Source organism: Kitasatospora sp. CMC57 (assembly GCF_045866025.2).
Taxonomy (GTDB): Bacteria; Actinomycetota; Actinomycetes; order Streptomycetales; family Streptomycetaceae; genus Kitasatospora.
Map to the genome: position 1 here is coordinate 6,641,895 of NZ_AP035881.2, position 20,858 is coordinate 6,662,752.

General features: G+C 71.6%; 16 protein-coding genes. 9 read left to right on the top strand and 7 right to left on the bottom strand.

Annotated elements, in window-relative coordinates; genetic code table 11:
• Positions 1 to 77 precede the first annotated feature (77 nt).
• From ACKUU6_RS29915 to ACKUU6_RS29935, 5 genes are all read right to left on the bottom strand, one after another.
• Entirely contained in the window at positions 78 to 761 is a 684-nt protein-coding gene (locus ACKUU6_RS29915; protein WP_407991680.1) for an AIM24 family protein, read from the bottom strand.
• A gap of 24 nt (positions 762 to 785) precedes the next feature.
• Entirely contained in the window at positions 786 to 1,478 is a 693-nt protein-coding gene (locus ACKUU6_RS29920; RefSeq protein ID WP_407991681.1) for an AIM24 family protein, read from the bottom strand.
• Positions 1,479 to 1,494: 16 nt separating this feature from the next.
• Positions 1,495 to 2,811: a TerD family protein gene (locus ACKUU6_RS29925; protein ID WP_407991682.1), complete on the bottom strand. Its 1,317-nt coding sequence runs from the start codon at positions 2,809 to 2,811 to the stop codon at positions 1,495 to 1,497.
• Positions 2,812 to 2,932: 121 nt separating this feature from the next.
• Positions 2,933 to 3,595, bottom strand: a complete 663-nt coding sequence (locus tag ACKUU6_RS29930; RefSeq protein WP_407991683.1) for a response regulator — start codon at positions 3,593 to 3,595, stop codon at positions 2,933 to 2,935.
• Complete coding sequence (locus ACKUU6_RS29935; RefSeq protein ID WP_407991684.1) at positions 3,592 to 4,695, bottom strand: sensor histidine kinase; 1,104 nt, start codon at positions 4,693 to 4,695, stop codon at positions 3,592 to 3,594. Before ACKUU6_RS29935 ends, ACKUU6_RS29930 begins: the two co-directional genes overlap by 4 nt.
• 532 nt (positions 4,696 to 5,227) lie before the next feature.
• On the opposite strand from ACKUU6_RS29935, the gene ACKUU6_RS29940 reads away from it, so the two are divergent.
• Entirely contained in the window at positions 5,228 to 6,682 is a 1,455-nt protein-coding gene (locus tag ACKUU6_RS29940) for an alpha/beta hydrolase family protein (RefSeq protein ID WP_407991685.1), read from the top strand.
• A 14-nt stretch (positions 6,683 to 6,696) separates the two neighbouring features.
• On the opposite strand, the gene ACKUU6_RS29945 is transcribed toward ACKUU6_RS29940, so the two are convergent.
• Positions 6,697 to 9,120: an endo-beta-N-acetylglucosaminidase gene (locus tag ACKUU6_RS29945; protein WP_407991686.1), complete on the bottom strand. Its 2,424-nt coding sequence runs from the start codon at positions 9,118 to 9,120 to the stop codon at positions 6,697 to 6,699.
• A gap of 257 nt (positions 9,121 to 9,377) precedes the next feature.
• Between ACKUU6_RS29945 and ACKUU6_RS29950 the strand changes: the two genes are divergently transcribed.
• The 5 genes from ACKUU6_RS29950 to ACKUU6_RS29970 are packed head-to-tail and all read left to right on the top strand — an operon-like array spanning position 9,378 to position 16,777.
• Positions 9,378 to 10,661, top strand: coding sequence for an ABC transporter substrate-binding protein (locus ACKUU6_RS29950; protein WP_407991687.1), 1,284 nt, complete (start codon positions 9,378 to 9,380; stop codon positions 10,659 to 10,661).
• Between the two features lie 25 nt (positions 10,662 to 10,686).
• Complete coding sequence (locus ACKUU6_RS29955; protein ID WP_407991688.1) at positions 10,687 to 11,559, top strand: carbohydrate ABC transporter permease; 873 nt, start codon at positions 10,687 to 10,689, stop codon at positions 11,557 to 11,559.
• Between the two features lie 2 nt (positions 11,560 to 11,561).
• Positions 11,562 to 12,416 carry a carbohydrate ABC transporter permease gene (locus tag ACKUU6_RS29960; RefSeq protein WP_407991689.1) on the top strand — a complete coding sequence of 285 codons (855 nt, stop codon included), beginning with the start codon at positions 11,562 to 11,564 and terminating at the stop codon, positions 12,414 to 12,416.
• A gap of 35 nt (positions 12,417 to 12,451) precedes the next feature.
• Positions 12,452 to 13,705, top strand: a complete 1,254-nt coding sequence (locus ACKUU6_RS29965) for a glycoside hydrolase 5 family protein (RefSeq protein WP_407991690.1) — start codon at positions 12,452 to 12,454, stop codon at positions 13,703 to 13,705.
• 39 nt (positions 13,706 to 13,744) lie between these two features.
• Positions 13,745 to 16,777: an alpha-mannosidase gene (locus ACKUU6_RS29970; protein ID WP_407991691.1), complete on the top strand. Its 3,033-nt coding sequence runs from the start codon at positions 13,745 to 13,747 to the stop codon at positions 16,775 to 16,777.
• Positions 16,778 to 16,894: 117 nt separating this feature from the next.
• Here the strand turns inward: ACKUU6_RS29970 and ACKUU6_RS29975 are convergent, their stop codons facing one another.
• Positions 16,895 to 17,824 (bottom strand): AraC family transcriptional regulator, encoded by a 930-nt coding sequence (locus ACKUU6_RS29975; RefSeq protein ID WP_407991692.1) that lies wholly within the window; start codon positions 17,822 to 17,824, stop codon positions 16,895 to 16,897.
• A gap of 100 nt (positions 17,825 to 17,924) precedes the next feature.
• On the opposite strand from ACKUU6_RS29975, the gene ACKUU6_RS29980 reads away from it, so the two are divergent.
• From ACKUU6_RS29980 to ACKUU6_RS29990, 3 genes are all read left to right on the top strand, one after another.
• Complete coding sequence (locus tag ACKUU6_RS29980) at positions 17,925 to 18,842, top strand: MBL fold metallo-hydrolase (protein ID WP_407991693.1); 918 nt, start codon at positions 17,925 to 17,927, stop codon at positions 18,840 to 18,842.
• 120 nt (positions 18,843 to 18,962) lie between these two features.
• On the top strand, positions 18,963 to 19,676 hold the full coding sequence (locus ACKUU6_RS29985) for a hypothetical protein (RefSeq protein WP_407991694.1): 714 nt from the start codon (positions 18,963 to 18,965) through the stop codon (positions 19,674 to 19,676).
• A 137-nt stretch (positions 19,677 to 19,813) separates the two neighbouring features.
• Positions 19,814 to 20,827: an NAD-dependent epimerase/dehydratase family protein gene (locus tag ACKUU6_RS29990; protein WP_407991695.1), complete on the top strand. Its 1,014-nt coding sequence runs from the start codon at positions 19,814 to 19,816 to the stop codon at positions 20,825 to 20,827.
• Positions 20,828 to 20,858: the final 31 nt, after the last annotated feature.

The window sequence follows — 20,858 nt, forward strand, 5'->3', positions numbered from 1 at the left end:
GGCGGCTGGGGAATCAATCCAACGGTGCGTCAACTAGAGCGGTTTAGATCTACGGTGAGTGACCGCCCGCCGTGGTCTCAGCCGCGCGGCACCCGCTGCGGGGGCAGCAGCTCGCTGGGTTGGACGATCACGTAGCCCTGCCCGGTGAAGGACAGCTCCCAACCCTCCGTGGCGGTACCGCGACGGCGCCAGGCCTCGGTGTTGCTGGTCTGCGCCTGGAGCTGCACCTCGAGCCCGGAGGACCAGCCGACCACCGCGTCGGCGTCGCCGTAGACGTACCGGCCGGGCTCGACGGGGAGCACCAGGGGGCGGCCGGAGGTCATCAGCACCAGACTCCCCGTGCCGGAGAACTCCACCGCGCGTGAACCGACCCCGGCGATCCGGTCGCCGTTCTCGACGGCCACCGCGTGCCAGTCCAAGGAGGCGTCGAGCGCCAGGACGTACGTGTTGGTGACGACCAGCTTCTCGCCGTTCAGCGGCAGCACGTGCAGGTGCTGAGCCAGGTTGGCGAGGTAGGCGGTGCCGGTGCCGGAGCAGCGCATCAGGTCCAGGACGTCGGGCTCACGCCGCCGGTCTCGGCGGTTGCCGGTCGGCGGCGTCCAGCCGGCGAAGGCGATCTTGCCGACATGCGCGACCATCGCGCCGCTGCGGGCCAGCACTTCGGACGTGCCGTCCAGCACCACCCGCAGCAACTGCGGGTTCTGCAGTCCGAAGCGGTCGGTGCCGGTGCCTGCGGTGTGCGCCAGGAGGGGGCTCTGCACGGAGGGGCTCCTCGAACTCGGTTCTCAGCCGCGGATCTTGAGACGGTCTGCGGTGTCCTCGCTGGGCTGTACCACGACGAAACCCACGCCCTGGAAGCCCAGTTGCACGGCCTCACCGCTGCCCCGGCCCACCAGCGCGCCGAGCTTCATGGACCGGCGGGAGCGCACGTCGAGACCGGTGGTCCAGGCCACCAGCGCGTCCGGGTCGACGTACGTCTCCGCCTCGGCGCAGTCGAGCACCACCGGCACACCGCGGGAGGTGACGGAGACCCAACCGGTGCCCGAGACCTTGACGTTGTAGAGGCCCGTCCCGGCCATCATGGCCGCGCCCTTCACCTTATCCACCGTGCACCGGAGGGTGGCGTCGAGTGCGAGCAGGTGAGAGCCGTTCACCGACAGGCTCTCGTCGTCGAGGTGCAGGTTCAGCACGTCCGCGCCCCGGTCGGCGAGGTAGAGCGCGCCGTCACCTGACCAGCGCAGCAGCGGGTTTCGTTCACCGGACGCCCATTCGCCCAGCGCCCGGCGGAAGTTCTGCGACACGGCCTCGTACTGGAGGAAGCCGTCGTACGCCACCATCGCGCCCGCCTTGGCGTAGACATCCGAGGTGGCGGTCACCGCGACCCGGCAGATCGCCTTGCCGTGGTTGGTCATCCGGGTCGTGCTGTCGGTCGGTCGGTGGGTGCCGAGCCCGCCACCCCTGAGGAACTGTGCCTGCATGACTCCTCCTCGGTCCTCAGACCTCGAACGGCTGGACGACGACGAGGTTCCCCGGCGCGCCACGGAACTGGAGACTGTGCGACTCGGCCGCGTGCCCGGCGTACGCGGAGCGGCGGATCCGTACCGGAGCGGTGGTGATCACCTGGGCACCCCGCGACCACGCCACCAGCGCCTGGATGTCGACGAAGGTCTCCGGGGCGGGCGTGACCGGCAGCACGACCGGGATGCCGTTGGTCTTCACCACCACCATGCCGTGTCCGCTGAGTTGGAGGGTGAAGAAGCCGCCGTTCGGCAGGCCCTCGCCCTCGATCCGGCGCACCTCGTACTCCAGGCCGGCGTCGAACGCCAGCAGCCGGTCCGAGCCGACGCAGAGCGAGTCGCCCTCCAGCCGGACGATGTGCAGGTCGCACGCCTCGTCGGCGAGGAAGACCTGACCCTCGCCGGAGACCCGCATCAGCTTGAGCGGCTGGCCGGTCAGGTTGCCGACCAGCTTCTTCAGCACACCGGAGCCCTCGTACGCGAAGTCGGCCCTGCCCTGGTAGGCGACCATGCTGCCCTGGAGTGCGAGCACGTCCTGACCCTTGGTCAGGGTGACCCGTACCAGGTTGTCGTTCTGCTGCACCCAGCCCGAACTCTCCGGGACCTCGGTGTACTTGGTCAGCGAGACCTTGACACCGGCCGGGACGGACTCGGTCGGCTGGGCGGCCGCCGGTGCAGGAGCCGGTGCAGGGACGAGTGCAGGGGCCGGCACGGCTTCGGTGGCCGGGGCGGGGACGGTTGCACCGGGGGCCGCTTCGGACTCGTCGAGGACCTCGCCGCCGAAGTTCTCCAGCAGCGCCTGCAGCCCCCCGTCGAACCCCTGGCCGACGGCGGCGAACCGCCACTCGCCGCCCCGGCGGTAGACGTCGGCGAGCATCACGGCCCGCTCGGTGCTGAACTCCGTGCCCGTGAAGCTGTACCGGCCGACCTCGGTACCGCCCGCCACGATCCGGACGTACCCCGAGGCCACCTGGGACATCTGCCCGGCGCCGTCGATGGTCGCGGTCAGCGCCAACTTGTGGACGGCCTCCGGCACCTGCGGCAGCGCCACGGAGAAGGACTCGGAGTCGCCCTGCTGCGCGCCGAGCAGCCGGATCGACTGCTCGGGGCTGTGCGGCTGGTTGAAGAAGACGAAGTACCGGTCGTCGCTCAGCCGTTCCTCGGCGTCGAGGCCGAAGCAGCTGATGTCGAAGGTGAGTCCGGGCCCGGCGATGTGCACGCCGAGGTAGAGGTCGGTGCTCGAAGTGAGCTCGCTGACCCGCACCCGGGACGCCTTGACGAGTTCTCTTGACATGGCGCGGACCGGCCCCCTTCCGGACGGCTTACTGATCTCCGGACCCTATCCCAGCGCGGTGGCCGGCAGCAGCCCCGGTCACCCGAGATCACCGCTACGCATCGGACAGCATGTCCTCGCGTCATGCCGGGTGGATGAGGCGGCTCTCGTAGGCCAGGATCACCACCTGGGTGCGGTCGCGGAGTTCGAGCTTCTGCAGGATGCGGCCCAGGTGGGATTTCACGGTCGCCTCCGCGAGGTGCAGGGTGGCCGCGATCTCGGAGTTGGACAGGCCGCGGCCCACCTGGACGAGTACCTCGCGCTCACGGGCGCTGAGCCGGCTCAGCCGCTCGTCGGGGGCGGGGCGGCTGCCGTCGGGGAGGTGCGGGCGGAGCTTCTCCAGCAGGCGGCGGGTGATCCGAGGGGAGACCACCGCGTCGCCCGCCGCCACGCTGCGGATGGCGGTGAGGAGTTCCTCGGGCCTGGTGTTCTTCAGCAGGAAGCCCGAGGCCCCGGCCCTGAGCCCGGCGAAGGCGTACTCGTCCAGGTCGAAGGTAGTGAGGATGAGCACCCTGCTCTGCGGGGAAGCCCGGATGACCTGCCGGGTCGCCTCGATCCCGTCGGTGCCCGGCATCCGGACGTCCATGAGGACGACGTCGGGGCGCAGTTCCCGGGCGAGGCGCACCGCGTGGCCGCCGTCCGTGGCCTCGCCGACCGGTGTCATGTCGGGCTGGGCGTCCAGGACGGTGCTGAAGGCCATCCGGAGCAGGGCTTCGTCATCGGCGATCAGGATGCGGATCGTCACGCGGACGCCGCTCCGCTGCCGACGAGGAGCAGGCGGGTGCGGACTCCCCAGCCGCCGCCCGGGAGCGGTCCGGCCTGCAACGTTCCCCCGTAGGCGGCCGAGCGCTCGCGCATGCCGTGGATGCCGTGGCCGGACGGTGTGGTGCCGGGCCGTGACGGGCACCGGCCGTCGTCGGTGATGTCCACGCCGACGGACTCGGTCGAACACCGGATCCGGACCTCCGCGCGGGTGCCGGCGGGCGCGTGCTTGAGGGTGTTGGTCAGGGCTTCCTGCACCAGGCGGTAGACGGTGAGTTGGGCGGTGGCGGGTACGTGGGCGCGGCTGCCGTGGACCTCGATGTCGGTTGGCAGTCCGGCGGCGCCCATCTGCTCGGCGAGAGCTTCCAGTTGGGCGATACCGGGCAGCGGGTGGCGCTCCGCGTCGGGTTCGTCGGTCCGCAGGATGCCCAGGGAGCGCCGCATGTCGGTGAGGGCCTGTCGGCCCGTCTCGGAGATCTGGAGCATCGCGGCGGTGGCCTTGTCGGGCGACCGGTGTTGCGCGTAGACGGCGGCGTCGGTGAGCGCGACCATGACGGACAGGTTGTGGGTGACGATGTCGTGCATCTCCCGGGTGATGCGGGTCCGCTCCTCGGCGACGGCCAGTCGTGCCTGCTGGTCCTGGTGGTGCTCCAGGCGTTCGGCCCGTTCCTCCAGGGCCGCGAGGTAGGCGCGCGTGGTCCGCACGTTGACGCCGAGGACGGCGGCCGCGACGACCAGCGCGGTCGCCGCGACGAAGGGGGTCAGGAAGGCCCCGTCGGTCGCCCAGCGCAGGCAGGCCAGCAGAGCCCCGGCCTCCGCGACGGCCGCGGCGATGAGTGTGGCGCGCCGGCCCGAGGTGGCAGCCGCCGTATGGAGCGCTACCAGGAGGGCTATGTCCGCCGGTAGTTGAACGTCCATCAGCCACTGGACGAAAGCCGCGGCGGCCACGACGCCGAACACCGTGAGCGGGGCCCGGCGCCGCCACAGCAGGGGCAGTGTCAGGGCGGCGGTGAGGGCTACCGTGACCGGGAGCTCGTGGGGCTCGCGGGTGGTCACGAGGTTGAGCAGGAGCAGCGCCGGCACCAGCAAGTCCCTTACCACAGGCGGTAGTCGGCGAATCCGGCGCCCGGCGGCTCGGACCGCTCGCGCCGGTCGAGCGGCGAGGACCGAGAGCAGGTCGGCGTACCTCGTTCGCCGCACCCGGTACCCGTAGCGCACCGGGCGGGCACTGCCCGGTTCGACGGCCGTCTCGGTCATCACACGTCCCTGCCGGTTCGGCGTCGTGGTGGCCCCGGTCGGGGCGACCACCGCGTGCGGCCGGAGCCGAGTCGGGGACGGGCCCGTACGTCTCGCGCTGCCCGGCACGCACCGCGGCCCTGTCACGGTAGGCCGCCGGCCCGCGCAGCACATGAGTCCACGGTCGGACTGGAGCGGGCCGAGGTACGACCGCAGGATGAGTCCCACCACCTCCCGTGGTCGCAAGGCGGCCGTTGATCCGGGGCGCCCGGCTGCCACTCAGGTCGCACCGGGACCGCCCCGGAGGGTGACCCCGGTCGCACCCGACGGCGACCCGGGATCGATGCGGCAGCGCGGCCCCGGCGCCCAGCATGGCGGGATGACCGAGATCATTGAAGGGCTGTCCATGTCGCCACTGGAAATCCTTGCCCTGCTGGGTGCCGTCGCTCTGGTGGTGGCCCGCTGGCTTCCGCCCGCCGCCCGACCACGCGTCACGATCGCGGCGGGGGCGGTTCTCGTGCCGTCCGCGACCGTGCTGGGCGTGGTGGGGATCCGCTGGCAGCTGCTGCCCGTCCTGGTGGGTGCTGCCGTCGTGCTGCCGTTCGCCCTCGCGCCGCTGCTGCGACGCCGGACCGGACGGAGGTCGTGGCGGGCCCGGTGGTGGCTGGCGCTGCCGGGGTCGGCGGCCTGCGCCGGTCTGATCGCCATGGGCCCAGTGGCCGCCTGGGCTTTCCCCGTTCCCGTGTTCCCCGAACCGTCGGGCGACTTCGCGGTCGGCACCCGCGTGGTGCAGTGGACCGACCCGCTGCGCCCCGAGGGCTTCACCGCCGACCCGAACGACCTCCGCACGGTGGTGGTCCAGCTCTGGTACCCCGCGCAGCGGAGTCCCGCAGGCGCGCAGCGGGCCCAGTACCTCGGACGCACGGAGCACGAGGCGCGTACTGTCTCCGATGCCCTGGCCGGCGCGGTCGGTCTGCCCGGTTTCCTGGTCGACGGCGTCCCGGAGGCGCACACCCGGGCAGTCGTCGACGCTCCGGTGGCCGGTGGGGGCGAACGGTTCCCGATCGTGCTGTTCTCGCCCGGGTCGGGCGGAGTAAGGACCCAGAACACCGCCTGGGCGGAGGAACTGGCCAGTCACGGCTATCTGGTCGCCGCCCTCGACCATCCGTACGACTCGGCCGCCGTCGTGCTCGCCGACGGTCGGACGATCCACGCCGAAACCGCGTCCACCGGCGACCGGGACAGGGACGAGACGCTCGCGGCCGACTGGACGGCCGTCCGGGCCGCCGACCTCGGCTTCGTCCTCACCCGGCTGGAGGGCCTGGACCGAGGGGAGACCGTTGACCCGCTGACCGGACGTCTGGACACCGGCCGGGTCGCGGTGACCGGCCACTCCATCGGAGGCGCTGCCGCCCTGCAAGCAGCCCGGCAGGACCGCAGGTTCGACGCCGTCATCGATCTGGACGGCTACCCTCACGGCCCCACCTCGCCGGCCCTGCGGCAGCCGGCGCTCGCGCTCACGCAGGCGATCACCCCCGCGACCGACCCGCGTTACCTCCCCCGTCTCACCGAGGCCCTTGGGCAGAGCACCGCGACGAGCTACCGGCTCACCATCCCCGGCGCCGCACACCTCACCTTCATGGACGGCACCCTGTACCTGCCGCCGGTGCCCTCGATCGTCGGCACCCTGGGCCGCACCGAGAGCCCGCGCGTCGTCGCCGGGGCGACCCTCACGTTCCTGGACGCCGTGCTCCGGGACCAGCCCGGCGACCCGGCACGTTCCCTGTCGGCCTTCGGCGACCTCAGCGTCCACCACCCGGTCGTCGGGGGCTGACCGGGGGCCATGGGTCAGGTACCCCAGGCCTCGAACTCGTAGATGCGAGTGGCGGGATCGGTGGTCTGGGTGGGCTTGGTGACGACCAGGCGGACGTAGCGGGCGTTCAGGACGACCGGGTGGTCGGTGGTCGCGGCGGTGTTGCCGGTGACGGTGGCGGCGGTGGTCCAGGGATCGGTGGTGGTGTTACGGACCTGGATGGTGAAGTCGCGGGTGTTCCAGGAGGCGCTCTCGCCGCCTGCCGCCGAGTGCTTGACGGTGAAGCGGGTGAGCGGTCGGACCGAGCCGAGATCGACCTCCAGGGACGGACTTGCGGTCAGGGCGCACCACTTGTCGCTGGTGCCGCCCGAGACGCTGCCGTTGACGGCCTTGGCCGCGCCCTCGTTGCCGTTGCACTGGCTGGAGGCGGTGGCCGGCCGGTTGAGTGCGAGGTTGGACGCGGTGACGGCGGACCAGTTGACCGTCGTGCTCGCGGTGGTGGAGCGTCCGAGCTCGGTGGAGACGGCCTCGACGTCCAGCGTGGTGGCGGGCTCGCTGCCGACCCGGTCGAGCCGCGGGACGTAGTATGCGTCGTTCGTGGTGGCGCCGAGGAAGGTCCGGGTGCCGTCGGCGTTCCGCCGGTACACCTCGTAGTGGTGCACCGAGCCGGTGGCGGAGGCCGTCCAGGTCAGGCGCAGGGACTTGCGGGTTGCGGAGACGTCGGTGCTGCCCAGGACGGTCAGGCCGGTGGGTGCGGCTGCCGTGTCCACCGAGCCGTCGTACACCCGGAGTTGGCCGATCCGCACGTCGAGGGAGGGCGTGCTGCCGACGGTCTGCAGGCCGATCTGGGCGATCGTCCGGCCCGCGTAGGCTGACAGGTCCAGGGTACGGGTCTCCCAGCCGGAGCCGGTGGTGGAGCCGAGGTCGAGGGTGGTGAAGCTGGTCGGGGCATCGGTGAAGGCCACCGCCGCCCGGAGGTTGCTCGCCCGTGCCGTCGGCGTTTTGAGGGTCACCGACAGCTTGGTGTCGGCCGCCACCGGCAGCTGGGTCTGGTACAGGCGGACGGTGTTGGTGGCGTCCACGGTCCCGGTGAGCCGGAGCGAGGAGCCGCCCTCGTAGGCGTCGCTGAAGTCGATGGACGGCGTGATCCTGCTGCCGGTCGAGCTGACCGACCAGCGGTAGGTGGGCGGGACGTCCTGGAGCGAGAGGTTGTTCCACCCGCTCGAACCGACCCGTACGCCACCGGAGTTGTAGAAGTCACCCTGGCCGGTGTCGAAGGAGGTGACGAAGGGCTTGGCGGTGATCGGGGAGGACTCGGCGACGTACGTGGACAGGCCCTTCCAGGCCGAGGTGGTGGTCGTGTTGCCCGGATCGGCGTTGGCGCCGACCCAGTAGCGGGAGTCCTTGGCGTAGAAGTCGGCGCGGTCGGTGGCGGACTTCCAGGTCCACTCGGGTCGGTAGAGGCCGAGTGAGGTGGTGTGCGGCTGGCCGGCCGGGAAGGGGGCGTCCCAGGAGACCGAGGTGTTGTAGCCGTTCGCCTCGGTGTCGATGCCCGAGTACAGCTCGTACTCGTTGCGACCGAGGGAACGGGCCAGCGTGCGGGAGGAGTTCAGACCGGAGCTGCTCCAGCCGAAGTTGACGAACATCGAGTCGGAGGTCCGCTCGGCCGACTCCTGGAGGAACGCGTCGTTGGCTGAGGTCAGCGCGTTCTGCCAAGTCACCGAGCCGGCCTCGGTCATGGCGTCGTACCACATGAACTCGACCGGCCCGAGCGAGCGGGCGTAGCGCAGCTCGTTGCGCAGCTCGGTGGCCAGGGCGGCGTCGCCGCCGTCGGTCTCCTGGTTGATGAACCAGCCGTCGAACCCGTAGTACTGGGCGGCCTGGGCGAGCTTGTCGGCGACCGGGTAGGTCGTGCCGGACTTCTGGGTGAAGTCCCGGACCCACTGGAGCTGCCCGCCGTACGCGGTGGGCGGGAAGAACACCGTCCCGTAGACCTTCACGCCGTTGCGGTGGGCGGCGTCGATCACGGTCGGGTTGGGGGCGAGGATCAGGCCCTCGCCGGCCGAACCGCCCCAGAACACCAGCTTGTCGACGTACTGCCAGTACCCGAAGGCGTAGTAGTTCGGGTCGGCCGAGCCCTGGGAGGGATTGTTGGAGGTGGGCCCGAAGGAGACCAGGGAGGCGATCTTCCCTTCCCCCGTCCGGGCGTTGGCGTTGGCCTTGAGGGCAGGGTAGGAGACCCGGGGCCGGAGCGGGACCCGGGAGCGGTTGAACCTGGCGTCGGGATCGGTGGCCGGGTCCCAGGTGAGGATGCTGTTCGGGAACCAGTAGGAGGCGAACGGCTGGTTGCCGGCGGCCGCCGTGGCCGTGGGGTACTCGGTGGCGTTCGAGGTGGGGGCGATCCCGAGAACGGCCGCGGTGAGCGCCGTGGTCAGCAGGAGTGGGAGATGTCGTCTCATCCGGTGCTCCGAATCCAAGCGAAGTGGGTGGAGGTGCGCTCGGGTTGGCATGCCGCCCCGGAGGCTAAATTGCTTTAGCTGACGGCGTCAAGGGTGCCGGACGGGCTGGGTGATCGTCAGGCGCGCAGAAAGCTTGTCGCAGCCGCGAGTTGACGCAGAGGCCCTTGACGGCGCATCGGATCGCGGGCATAGTCCCCGGTCACTAGAGCGGTTTAGTCAGGCTCATCCTCGTCTGGACACACCAGGAGACCCCTCTGATGCGAAGAAGCCACCGGGTACGGTTGACCGTCACCGCGCTCGCCCTGTCGACCCTCGCGGGCTGCGGACTCGGCGACAACTCCGGCACCGCCGCCGACGGCGCAGCGATCACCGGCGAGGTGAAGGGCAAGGTCTCGATCCAGACCTGGGCCCTGAAACCGAAGTTCACCAGCTACATGGACGGCGTCATCGCCGCCTTCGAGAAGAAGTACCCCGGCACCGAGGTCGAGTGGCTCGACCAGCCCGGCGACGGGTACTCCGACAAGGTGCTCAGCCAGGCGGCCGGCGGCTCGCTGCCCGACGTGGTCAACCTCCCGCCCGACTTCGCGCTGCCGCTGGCGAAGCAGAACATGCTGCTGGACGTGGCCGCGGCCGACCCGAAGCTGACCGAGGACTACGTCAAGGGCGGCGTCGACGCGTACCGCTTCGCCGGCCGCAGCGGCGCGTACGGCTACCCCTGGTACCTCAACACCGACGTGAACTACTGGAATTCGGAGCTGCTCACCCGGTACGGCCTCGACCCGAAGAAGGTGCCGACCAGCCTGGACGAGCTGATCGCGCAGGCCAGGACGGTCAAGGAGAAGTCGGGCGGCGCCGCCTACCTGATGAGCCGTAAGCCCGGTCTCGGCGACCTGGCCAACGCGGGCGTGAAGATCATGGCGGACGACGGCAGCAGCTTCACGTTCAACACCCCCGAGGCCGCCGCCGTGCTGGACAAGTACGTGGCCGCCTTCAAGGAGGGGCTGCTCCCCAAGGACGTGCTGACCGAGACCTACGCCGGGAACGCCAAGCTCTTCAACGCCGGTACGGTCGCCTGGACCACCGGCGGTGCCAACTACATCACCAGCCTCGCCACCGACAACCCGACGCTGGCGCCGAAGGTGGTCCCGTCCGCCGCGATGGGTACACCGCCGCTCTACGTCCAGGGCCTCTCGGTCGCGAAGGGCAGCAAGAACGCGGCCACCGCCGTCGCGCTGGCCCGCTGGGTGACCGACGCGGAGAACCAGGCGGCCTTCGCCCACCTCACCAGCATCTTCCCCTCGACCAGGGCCTCGGCCGGGGACGCCTTCTTCAGCAAGGGTGACGGCAGCAACGCGGGGGACGCCAAGGTGATCGCCTTCAACTCCCTGGCCAAGGCGCAGATGCTGCAACCGGTCCAGGTCAACGATGCGATGAGCACGGTCGTCAACCAGCAGATCGCCCTGGCGATCAGCGGTCAGGCCGGCTCCAAGCAGGCGCTGGACACGGCCGTCGAGCGCTGCAACCAGCTGCTCAAGGATTGACCCCCTCGGATCGGAAAGGTTCCCGATGACCCACCGGCGCTGGTTCACCCCGTGGCTGCTGGCCGCTCCGGCCGTGGTCTGGCTGGCCGTCTTCAACCTGTGGCCCGCGCTCAACACGGTGGTGCTGTCGTTCACCAACGCCAAGCCGCTCGGCGGCGGCCGGTTCACCGGCTTGGCCAACTACGAACGCGCCTTCAGCGACGCTCAGTTGGCCGACGCGCTGCTGAACAGCATCGTCTACCTGCTGATCTGCCTGCCGCTGCTCACCGTGCTCCCGCTGCTGCTGGCCCTGCTGGTGGAGAAGCGACTGCCCGGAATCACCTTCTTCCGGACCGCCTTCTACACCCCGGTGATCGCCTCCGCCGTGGTGGTCGCGCTGATCTGGGGCTGGGTGCTGGACGACCGGGGGCTGGTGAACGGCGTGCTCGGCCAACTCGGCGTCGCGGACAGCCCGGTGTCTTTCCTCACCGACCGCTGGCTGCTGCTGTTCAGCGCGATCGGACTGACGGTGTGGAAGGGCCTCGGGTACTACATGGTGATCTACCTGTCGGCGCTCGGGAACGTCGGCCGCGAGCTGCACGAGGCGGCCGCGGTCGACGGGGCCCCGGCGCTTCGCCGGTTCTGGCACGTCACCCTGCCCGGCGTACGGCCGACCATGATGCTGATCTCGGTGCTGATCTCGGTCTCCGCGCTGCGGGTGTTCTCCGAGCTGTACGTGCTCTCGCACGGCACCGGCGGCCCGGGCGGCCGCGACATGTCGGTGGTGATGCTCATCCAGATGTACAGCCGGGGCTTCACCGGGCACATCGGGTACGCCTCGGCGCTGAGCCTGCTGCTCTTCCTGATCACCATCGGCCCGATGCTGCTGCTGGCGCGGCTGAACCGAAAGGCGGCCTGACGGTGCGACAGGCGCGGACCCGAAGTTTCAACACTCCGTCCGCCGCCGAGCGGACGGTGCGATACCTGCTGCTGGCGGTCGTGCTGCTGCTGACGGTCGGTCCGTTCCTCTGGCAGCTGTCCACCTCGCTCAAGGGCCCCGGCGAGGACGTCTGGTCCAGGACCCCGGGCTTCTGGCCGCAGGAGCCGACCCTCGCCAACTACGGCAAGGTGGCCGACACCATCCCGGTGTGGACCTACGCCGCCAACTCCCTGGTGGTGGCTGCGATCGCGGTGGTCGGCAACGCGGTGGGCGCCACCCTGGCCGGGTTCGCGCTGGCCCGGCTGCGGTTCCGGGGAGCCGGGCTGGTGCTCGGCCTGTTCCTGGCCACCCTGGTGCTGCCCGGCGAGGTCACCATCGTCTCCCAGTACGTCACGGTGCGCAGCCTCGGCCTGACCGACACGCTGGCCGGGGTGGCGCTGCCCGGGGCGGTCGCGATGCTGAACGTCCTGCTGATGCGCACCGCCTTCCAGGCCGTACCACCGGACCTGGACGCGGCGGCCTTGGTGGACGGCGCCAACGTCTGGCAGCGGCTGGTGCACGTCGGCCTGCCCAACGTCCGGGGGATGCTCAGCGTGGTCGTCATCTTCACCTTCATCGGCGCCTGGGACGACTTCCTCTGGCCGCTGATCGTGCTGAACGATCCGGGCAAGTACACCCTGACCGTCGGACTCCAGTACCTGAACGGCACGTTCAGCGCCAACCCCCGGCTGATCGCGGCCGGCACGATGATCGCCTTCCTGCCGGTCGTCGTGGTCTTCGCCACCCTCCAGCGCTTCTTCTTCAAGGGCGTCGAGGAAGGCGCGGTCAAAGGCTGACCGCGCGTGCTCCGCAGAGGAGGGCCGTTCCCCGTATGACCACCAGCACTCCCCGATTCGGTGTCAACTACACACCGAGCCAAGGCTGGTTCCACCACTGGCTCGACTTCGACCCGGACCAGGTCCGGGCCGATCTGGACTCTATCGCCGCACTCGGCCTCGACCACCTCCGGGTCTTCCCGCTCTGGCCGCTGTTCCAGCCGAACCGCACGTTGATCCGCCCCCGGGCGGTCGAGCACCTGGTGCAGCTGGTGGACGCGGCGGCCGAACGGGGGCTCGACGTGGCGGTGGACGGGCTGCAGGGTCACCTGTCCAGTTTCGACTTCCTCCCGTCCTGGACCACCAGCTGGCACCGGCGGAACATCTTCACCGACCCCGAGGTGCTGGACGGTCAGGCCCGCTATCTGCACACCCTGGCCTCGGCCTTGGCGGAGCGGCCCAACTTCCTCGGGATGACGGTCGGCAACGAGATCAACCAGTTCTCCGGCGACCCGCACCCCGACCCCTACCGGGTCACTCCGGAGCAGGCGGCCGCCTGGCTGGGCCGGATGCTGGACGCCTGCGAACGGGGCGCGCCCGGGCGGCTGCACCTGCACGCCGAGTACGACGCGTGCTGGTACCAGGACGACCACCCCTTCACGCCCGCTCAGGCCGCCCGGATCGGCGCGGCTACGGCTGTGCACTCCTGGGTGTTCAACGGCACCGCCCAGCGCCACGGCGCCGGATCGGTCGCGGTCGGGCAGCACGCCGCGTACCTGATCGAGCTCTCCAAGGCCTGGGCCGAGGACCCGGCCCGGCCGGTCTGGCTCCAGGAGGTCGGCGCCCCCGAACCGCACATCCTGCCGGGGGAGGCGGCCGACTTCGTCCGCACCACCGTGGCGGGCGCGCTCGACTGCCCAGGGCTGTGGGGCATCACCTGGTGGTGCTCGCACGACGTCGCCCGCTCGCTGGCCGACTTCCCCGAACTGGAGTACAGCCTCGGGCTGTTGACCAACGACCGGCGGGTCAAGCCGGCCGGCCGGGCGATCGCCCGCGCGGTCGAGGAGGTCCGTACGGGCTGGCGCCCACCACCGCCGCGCAGCACCGCCCTGGTGCTGGACGTGTCGGAGGCGGCGGCGAAGCGCTCGACCTGCGCCCCTGGCGGCGCGTACTTCGAGGCCTTCATGCGACTGAGCGCGAGGGACGCGCGTCCCGCCGTGGTGCTGGCCGGGCACGCCACCGACCAGGACCACCTGGCCGCACGCGGCATCACCGAGCTGGTCACGGTCGAGGACGTCGAACAGAGCTGAAATCCACCCTGTCACCGAGTACTTCACGGAGTGTGTGTCATGCATGACGACCGGAGTCTGGTCGAGTCCCGGCTCAAGCGGGTGCTCGCGGAGCGGATCCGCCCGGCGGTGTACCCGGAGTCCGTGCCGTTGGAGGTCGGGATCTGGACCGCGCCCGACGAGCCGGTGCCGGTGGCCGAGGGCATCGCCGCCCCGCGCACCCCGATCGCGGCCGGACAGCGCTGGGGCGCGCCCTGGGGCACCAGCTGGCTGACGGTCAGCGGGACGGTGCCGAAGGAGTGGGCGGGGAGGACGGTCGAGGCGCTGATCGACCTCGGCTTCGACGCCAACATGCCGGGATTCCAGTGCGAGGGCCTGGTCTACCGGCCCGACGGCACCCCGGTGAAGGGGCTCAACCCCCGCAACCAGTGGGTGCGGATCGCCGCCCCCGCAGTCGGGGGTGAAGAGGTGCTGCTGCATGTCGAGGCCGCGTCCAACCCGGTGGTGCTGGACTACCACCCGTTCCTGCCAACGAAGTTGGGCGAGAAGGAGACCGCCGGGAACGAGCCGCAGTACCGGCTGGAGCGGATCGACCTGGCGGTGCTGGACGAGACCGTCTGGCAGCTGGTGATCGACCTGGAGGTGCTCGGTGAGCTGATGGCCGAACTGCCGGTGGACGGCGCCCGCCGCTGGGACGTCCTGCGGGCCGTCGAACGGGCGTTGGACGCGATCGACCTCCAGGACGTCAACGCGACCGCCGCGGCGGCCCGGGAGCAGCTCGCCGGGGTGCTGGCCACCCCCGCCGAGCCCTCGGCGCACCGGATCAGCGCGGTCGGCCACGCGCACATCGACTCCGCCTGGCTCTGGCCGCTGCGCGAGACCGTCCGCAAGGTGGCCAGGACGACCGCCAACATGACCGCGCTGCTGGAGGACGAGCCGGACTTCGTCTACACGATGTCGCAGGCGCAGCAGTACGCCTGGATCAAGGAGCACCGCCCCGAGGTGTACGCCCGGGTCAAGAAGGCGGTGGCGGACGGACGGTTCGTGCCGGCCGGCGGCATGTGGGTCGAGTCGGACACCAACATGCCTGGTTCCGAAGCGATGGCCCGTCAGTTCGTCCACGGCAAGCGGTTCTTCCTGGACGAGTTCGGGATCGAGAACGAGGAGGCCTGGCTGCCTGACACCTTCGGCTTCGCGGGCGGTCTGCCGCAGATCATCAAGGCGGCCGGGTCCAAGTGGCTGCTCACCCAGAAGATCTCCTGGAGCCAGGTCAACAAGTTCCCGCACCACACGTTCTGGTGGGAGGGCATCGACGGGACCAGGATCTTCACCCACTTCCCGCCGGTCGACACCTACAACTGCTCGATGGACGGGCGCGAAATCGCCCATGCGGCGAGGAACTTCAAGGACAAGGGGGTGGCCAGCCACTCCATCGCGCCGACCGGCTGGGGCGACGGAGGCGGCGGCACCACGCGCGAGATGGTGGCCAAGGCGGCCCGGCTGCGCGATCTGGAGGGCTCGGCCCGGGTGCGGTGGGAGCGGCCCGCCGAGTTCTTCGCCAAGGCGCAGGCCGAGTACCCGAACCCGCCGGTCTGGGTCGGTGAACTGTACCTGGAACTGCACCGGGCGACGCTGACCAGCCAGGCCAGGACCAAGCAGGGCAACCGGGCCGCCGAAAACCTGCTCAGGGAGGCCGAGCTGTGGGCGGCCACGGCGGCGGTGCGGGCCGGACTCCCTTACCCGTACCAGGAGTTGGACCGGATCTGGAAGACCGTCCTGCTGCACCAGTTCCACGACATCCTGCCGGGCTCCTCGATCGCCTGGGTGCACCGGGAGGCGGAGCGGACGTACGCGGCGGTGGCCGCCGAGCTGACCGGGATCGTCGAGCGGGCGCAGCGCGCGCTGGCGGGGGATCCGGCGGCCGGGCGAGAGTTGGTCTTCAACTCCGCGCCGCACGAGCGCGGTGGGGTGCCCGCCGGCGGCGGCCGGATGGTCGGTGAGAGTTCGGGCGGCTGCACGGTGACGGCCCGGCCGGAGGGCGGGTACCGGCTCGACAACGGGTTGCTCCGGGTGGAGGTGGACGGGCAGGGGCTGGTGGTCTCGGTGCTCGACCTCGCGGCCGGGCGGGAGACGGTCGCCCCCGGGGCCGCGGCCAACCTGCTCCAGATCCACCCGGACTTCCCCAACATGTGGGACGCCTGGGACGTCGACCAGTTCTACCGGAACACCGTCACCGACCTGACCGGTGTCGAGGAGCTCGTCGTCTCGGCGGACTCCCCGGCGGCGGTCTCAATCCGGGTGTCGCGGGCGTTCGGGGCGTCCAGGGCGGTGCAGACGATCGGGCTGACGGCGGGCGCCAAGCGGGTGGAGCTCGGCACCGAGGTGGACTGGCACGAGACGGAGAAGTTCCTCAAGGCCGCCTTCCCGCTCGACCTGCACACCGAGCGGTACGCCGCCGAGACCCAGTTCGGCCACCTGTACCGGCCCACCCACACCAACACCAGCTGGGAGGCGGCGAGGTTCGAGTCCTGCAACCACCGTTTCCTGCACCTGGCCGAACCCGGCTGGGGCGTCGCCCTGGTGACCGCCTCCACGTACGGCCACGACGTCACCCGGACGGTCCGGGAGCAGGACCACGGCACCACCACCACGGTCCGGTTCTCGCTGTTGCGCGCGCCCCGGTTCCCCGACCCGCACACCGACCAGGGCGCGCACAGCTTCCGGCACGCGCTGGTCCCGGGGGCGGAGATCGGCGACGCCGTCCGCGAGGGGTACCTGATCAACCTGCCCGAGCGGCGGGTGCCCGGCGACGCGGAGGTCCGGCCGCTGGTCGAGGTCGACCACGAGGCGGTGACGGTGAGCGCGGTCAAGCTCGCCGACGACGGGAGCGGGGACGTGGTGGTCCGCCTGTACGAGAGCATGGGCGGGCGCGCCGAGGCGGTGATCGCGGCCGGGTTCGCCTTCGCCGGGGTGCAGGTCTGCGATCTTCTGGAGCGTCAACTCCCGGAGTGCCAGGCTGCGGTGACGGAGCAGGGGGTGCGGTTGCGGCTGCGTCCGTTCGAGCTGGTCACCCTGCGGTTCGTGCGGGACTGACGGAGGGCCCGGGCCGGTCAGCCCGGGCGGAACGCGACCCGGACGGTCTGGTCGGCAGGGACGATCAGGACGCTGCCCTGATCGGCGCGCCAGCCGTCCGGGATCACGAAGGTCGGCTCAGTGGGCCGCCGGTGCCGGGCGGTTCCGCCGTTCGGTCCGGTAGCGACCCGGGGTGGTGCCGAACTCGCGGTTGAACGCGTGCGAGAAGGCGTACGGACCGGCGTAGCCGACCCGGTGGGCGATGGAGGCCAGCGGGTCGGCGGTGTCGCGGAGCAGGGTGGCGGCGTAGGTGAGGCGCCACCAGGTGAGGTACGCCATCGGTGGCCGACCGACCTGGGCGGTGAAACGGCGGGCCAGCGTGGGGCGGGAGACGCCGGCCTCGGCGGCGAGGCGGTCGTTGGTCCACGGGGCGGCCGGGTCGGTGTGCAGGGCGCGCAGGGCGGCGGCGGTCACCGGGTCGCCCAGCGCGGCGGGCCACGCTCCGGTGGCCGCCGCCCCGGCCAGCCAGGCCCGGACCAGGTAGACCAGCAGGAGGTCGAGCAGGCTGGGCACGGCGAGGCAGGATCCTGGCCCGGCCTGCGCGAGCTCTCGTCCCAACAGGTCGATCGCGGAACGGAGTTCGGGACGGCTGCCGATCCGGTTCGGCAGGTGGACGATGCCCGGCAGTTCGGCCAGCAGGGGGTGCACCCGACTGCGGTCCAGTCGGTACTTCCCGCACAGCAGTTCCGTGCCACCGGGACCGTCAGTCCCGACCTGCCCGGCGTACAGGTCGAACGGCACCGCACGCGCCACGGTCTCCGGCCCGGCGGGGGAGTCGGCGAGCACGTGGCCGGTGCCGTGCGGGAGCAGTACCGCATCGCCCGGTCCGAGGGAGACCGGGTCCCCGCCGCCGTCCGGCAGCAGCCAGCAGCCGCCCTCCAGCACCACGTGGAAGCCCGCCCCGTCGTACGGGGCCAGCCGGGTGCACCAACTCCCGGTGACCCGCAGCCGGTTGGAGGACGGGCTGCCGAGCCGGACGGCGGAGATCGCATCGCTCACTACATCCATCGGATCAGCATACGGAGTCCTCACCGGTGAGACGGATGCGTATGCGGCTGAGCACAACAGGCATTGATCCACTCACCACCCGCTCCGTAGGGTTGGACGCATGGAGAACGAGAGCGTGCAGCGCATGACGCTGGGAGATGTCGAGATCATCCGCTTGGTGGAGTGGCGGGGGACGTTCATGCCCTCCCGGGAGCTCGTACCCGGAGCCGGTGCCGAAGTGTGGCGGGAGAACCGGGAGTGGCTGGCGCCGGACCACTGGGAGCCGGAGACCGAACGGGCCGGGGGCGCGCTGCAGACCTGGGTGCTGCGCAGCGGCGGCCGGACGGTCGTGGTCGACACCGGGGTGGGCAACGGCCGCGAGCGGCCCGGCTCGCAGTTCCACCACTGGCAGGGGGATTTCCCCGGCCTGCTGGCCCGGGCCGGGATCGCTCCCGAGGAGGTGGACGTGGTGGTCAACACCCACCTGCACATCGACCACGTGGGCTGGAACACCACGCCCGTGGAGGGGGGTTGGGCACCGACCTTCCCGAACGCCCGGTACCTGCTGCCGGCCGCCGACGAGCGGTGGTTCGGCCCTGAGAACGAGTACGCCAAGGGTGCCCGCGCGGTCGACCGGCTGATCTACCAGGACAGCATCGGCCCCGTCCACCAGGCCGGGCTGGTCGACCTGTGGGACGGCACGCACCGGATCGACGAGCACCTCACCCTGGAGTCGGCGCCCGGCCACACCCCCGGCTCCGCCGTCCTGCGACTCTCCTCCGGCGGGGACCGGGCGGTCTTCGTCGGGGACCTGATGCACAGTCCGGTCCAGATCCTCCGGCCGAGCTGCAGCAGCTGCCTCTGCCTGGACCCGGTCCAGGCGGCCGTCAGCCGCCGCCGGATTCTCGAACGGGCCTCGGAAGAACGCGAGCTGGTGATCCCGGCGCACTTCGGCGGGGCGGGCGCGGTGCAGGTCAGGAAGGTGCGCGACGGGTTCGCGCTCGGCCGGTGGGCGGCCTACGGGGCGGCCGTGCGGTAGGACCGGCGGCGACGCTGCTGCGTGCCGTCCGTCCCGACCACCCGATTCCGGTGGTGATCCCCCTTGTGCGGGAGCCGTCACGCCTGCAAGATGCCTGGCAGCTGTCTCCGAGGAGGGCAAGTGGCCGCACGGCGGTACTGGTTCGTGCTCGTGCTGTTCGGCGTGTCGCTCGCCCTCTCGGTGCCGCTGTACCGGCTGCCGGGCACCCGCTGCGGCCGGGCCGCCGACGGCGTCTGCGCGGTGCCGACCCGGGCGACCGGCGGCATCCTGGGCACCGAGGCGCTGGCCCGTCCAGGCTGGCTGGCCTGCTACTGGGCCGTCGCACTGCTGCTCGCGCTCTGGCTGATGGCCCGGCGGTACCGGCGGGCCGGGCGGCTGCGGCGGGCGCTGCCGGCGCTGGCGGTGATGGTGCTGCTCGGCGGAGCGGCGGCCGCCCTGACGGTGACCCACTGGCGCGGCTTCCGCTCGCCCTCGGCCGCGCTGGGCTCGGCCCAGCTGCTGATCTTCAACGGCGCCACCCCGCTGCTGGTGTCGGCGGCGGCCCTGGTCCTGCTGGCGGCGGCCGAACGCAGCAGCTGGTTGCTGCTGTTCGCCTTCGGGTACGCGGCGCTGGCCTACGCGCTGGCCACCTACGACGCGTCCCACCTGCTGGAGCTGGTCCGGCTGCCGGTGGACGGGTTCGCCGACCGGTGGGGCGTACGGCAGGGCCTGGCGCCGGCGATACCGGCCGGGCTGCTCCTGGTGGCCGGCGCGGTGGCGGCGCTGGCCGGACGCAGCCCGCGTACGGCCGGTCGGCACGCGCGCGGGGCGGTCCCGGCGCGGGCGGGCCGGTGACGCCTCGTCGGTGAACTCCGGCGGGGCACGCTGCGAGAAGTCCGGGCGGGCCGGGCAGACCCACGATTGCTGTGGTGCCTGCCCGGACCCCGGGCCGGACGTGATCGCCGCTGGTTGGAGTTCTCATGCTGGTATGCGTGACGGGGGGGACCGGCTTCGTCGGCGCCCACTCGGTCGCGGCCGTCCTGCGCACGGGGTGCCGGGTCCGGCTGCTGGTCCGCGACCCGGTCGCCGTCGGGCGGGCGTTGCTGCCGCTGGGCGTCGACCCGGACCAGTTGGAGCTGGTGGTCGGCGACGTCACCGACCCCGGCGCGGTGGCGAAGGCGGTCGACGGGGTGGAGGTGGTGCTGCACGCGGCCTCGGTGTACTCCTTCGACAGCCGCCGTCGGAGCGAGATGCTGCGCACCAACGTGCGCGGGACCGAACTGGTGCTGGCCGCCGGGCGGGAGAGCGGCGCCAGGGCGGTGATCCACGTGTCGAGCGTGGGCGCGCTCTTCCCGGCCGCCGGGCCGACGGTCCGGACCGACTCACCGGTGGGCCGGCCCCGGGAGCCGTACCTGGCGACCAAGGCGGCCGCCGAGGCCGTGGCCCGTAGGCACCAGGAGGAGGGCGCGCCGGTGGTGATCAGCTACCCGCCCGCCCTACTCGGCCCGGACGATCCGTACCTGGGTGACCAGAACGCCCGGCTGCGCAACGAGTTGCGCGGCCTGATGCCGCTCTGGCCGACCGGTCACCTCCCGGTCGGAGACGTCCGGGACACGGCGGCGATGCACGCCGCCCTGGTCACCGGCGCGGCCGGCCGAGCGGTTCGGCAGTTCGGCCCGCAGCACTTCCTGACGACCCGTCAGTACGTGCAGGCGGTCCGCGAGGCCACCGGGCGGCAGCTGCCCGCGACGTACCTGCCGGCCAGGGCGATGCTGCCGTTCGGCCTGCTGACCGGGGCGGTGCAGCACGTCTGGCCGTGGCACATCCCGGCCGAGTACGGCGCCGTCTACACCTGCGCGGTGGCCGCCCGGGCCGAGGGCGGTACCGAACACGGTGTCAAGGCGAGGCCGTTGGCCGAGACGATGGGCGACACCATCTCCTGGCTGCACGCCCGGGGACAGCTGAGCCGCAAACAGGCCGGCCGGGCGGCGGGAGTACGGGGATGACGGCGAACGGGCCCACACAGGGCGGCGGGAG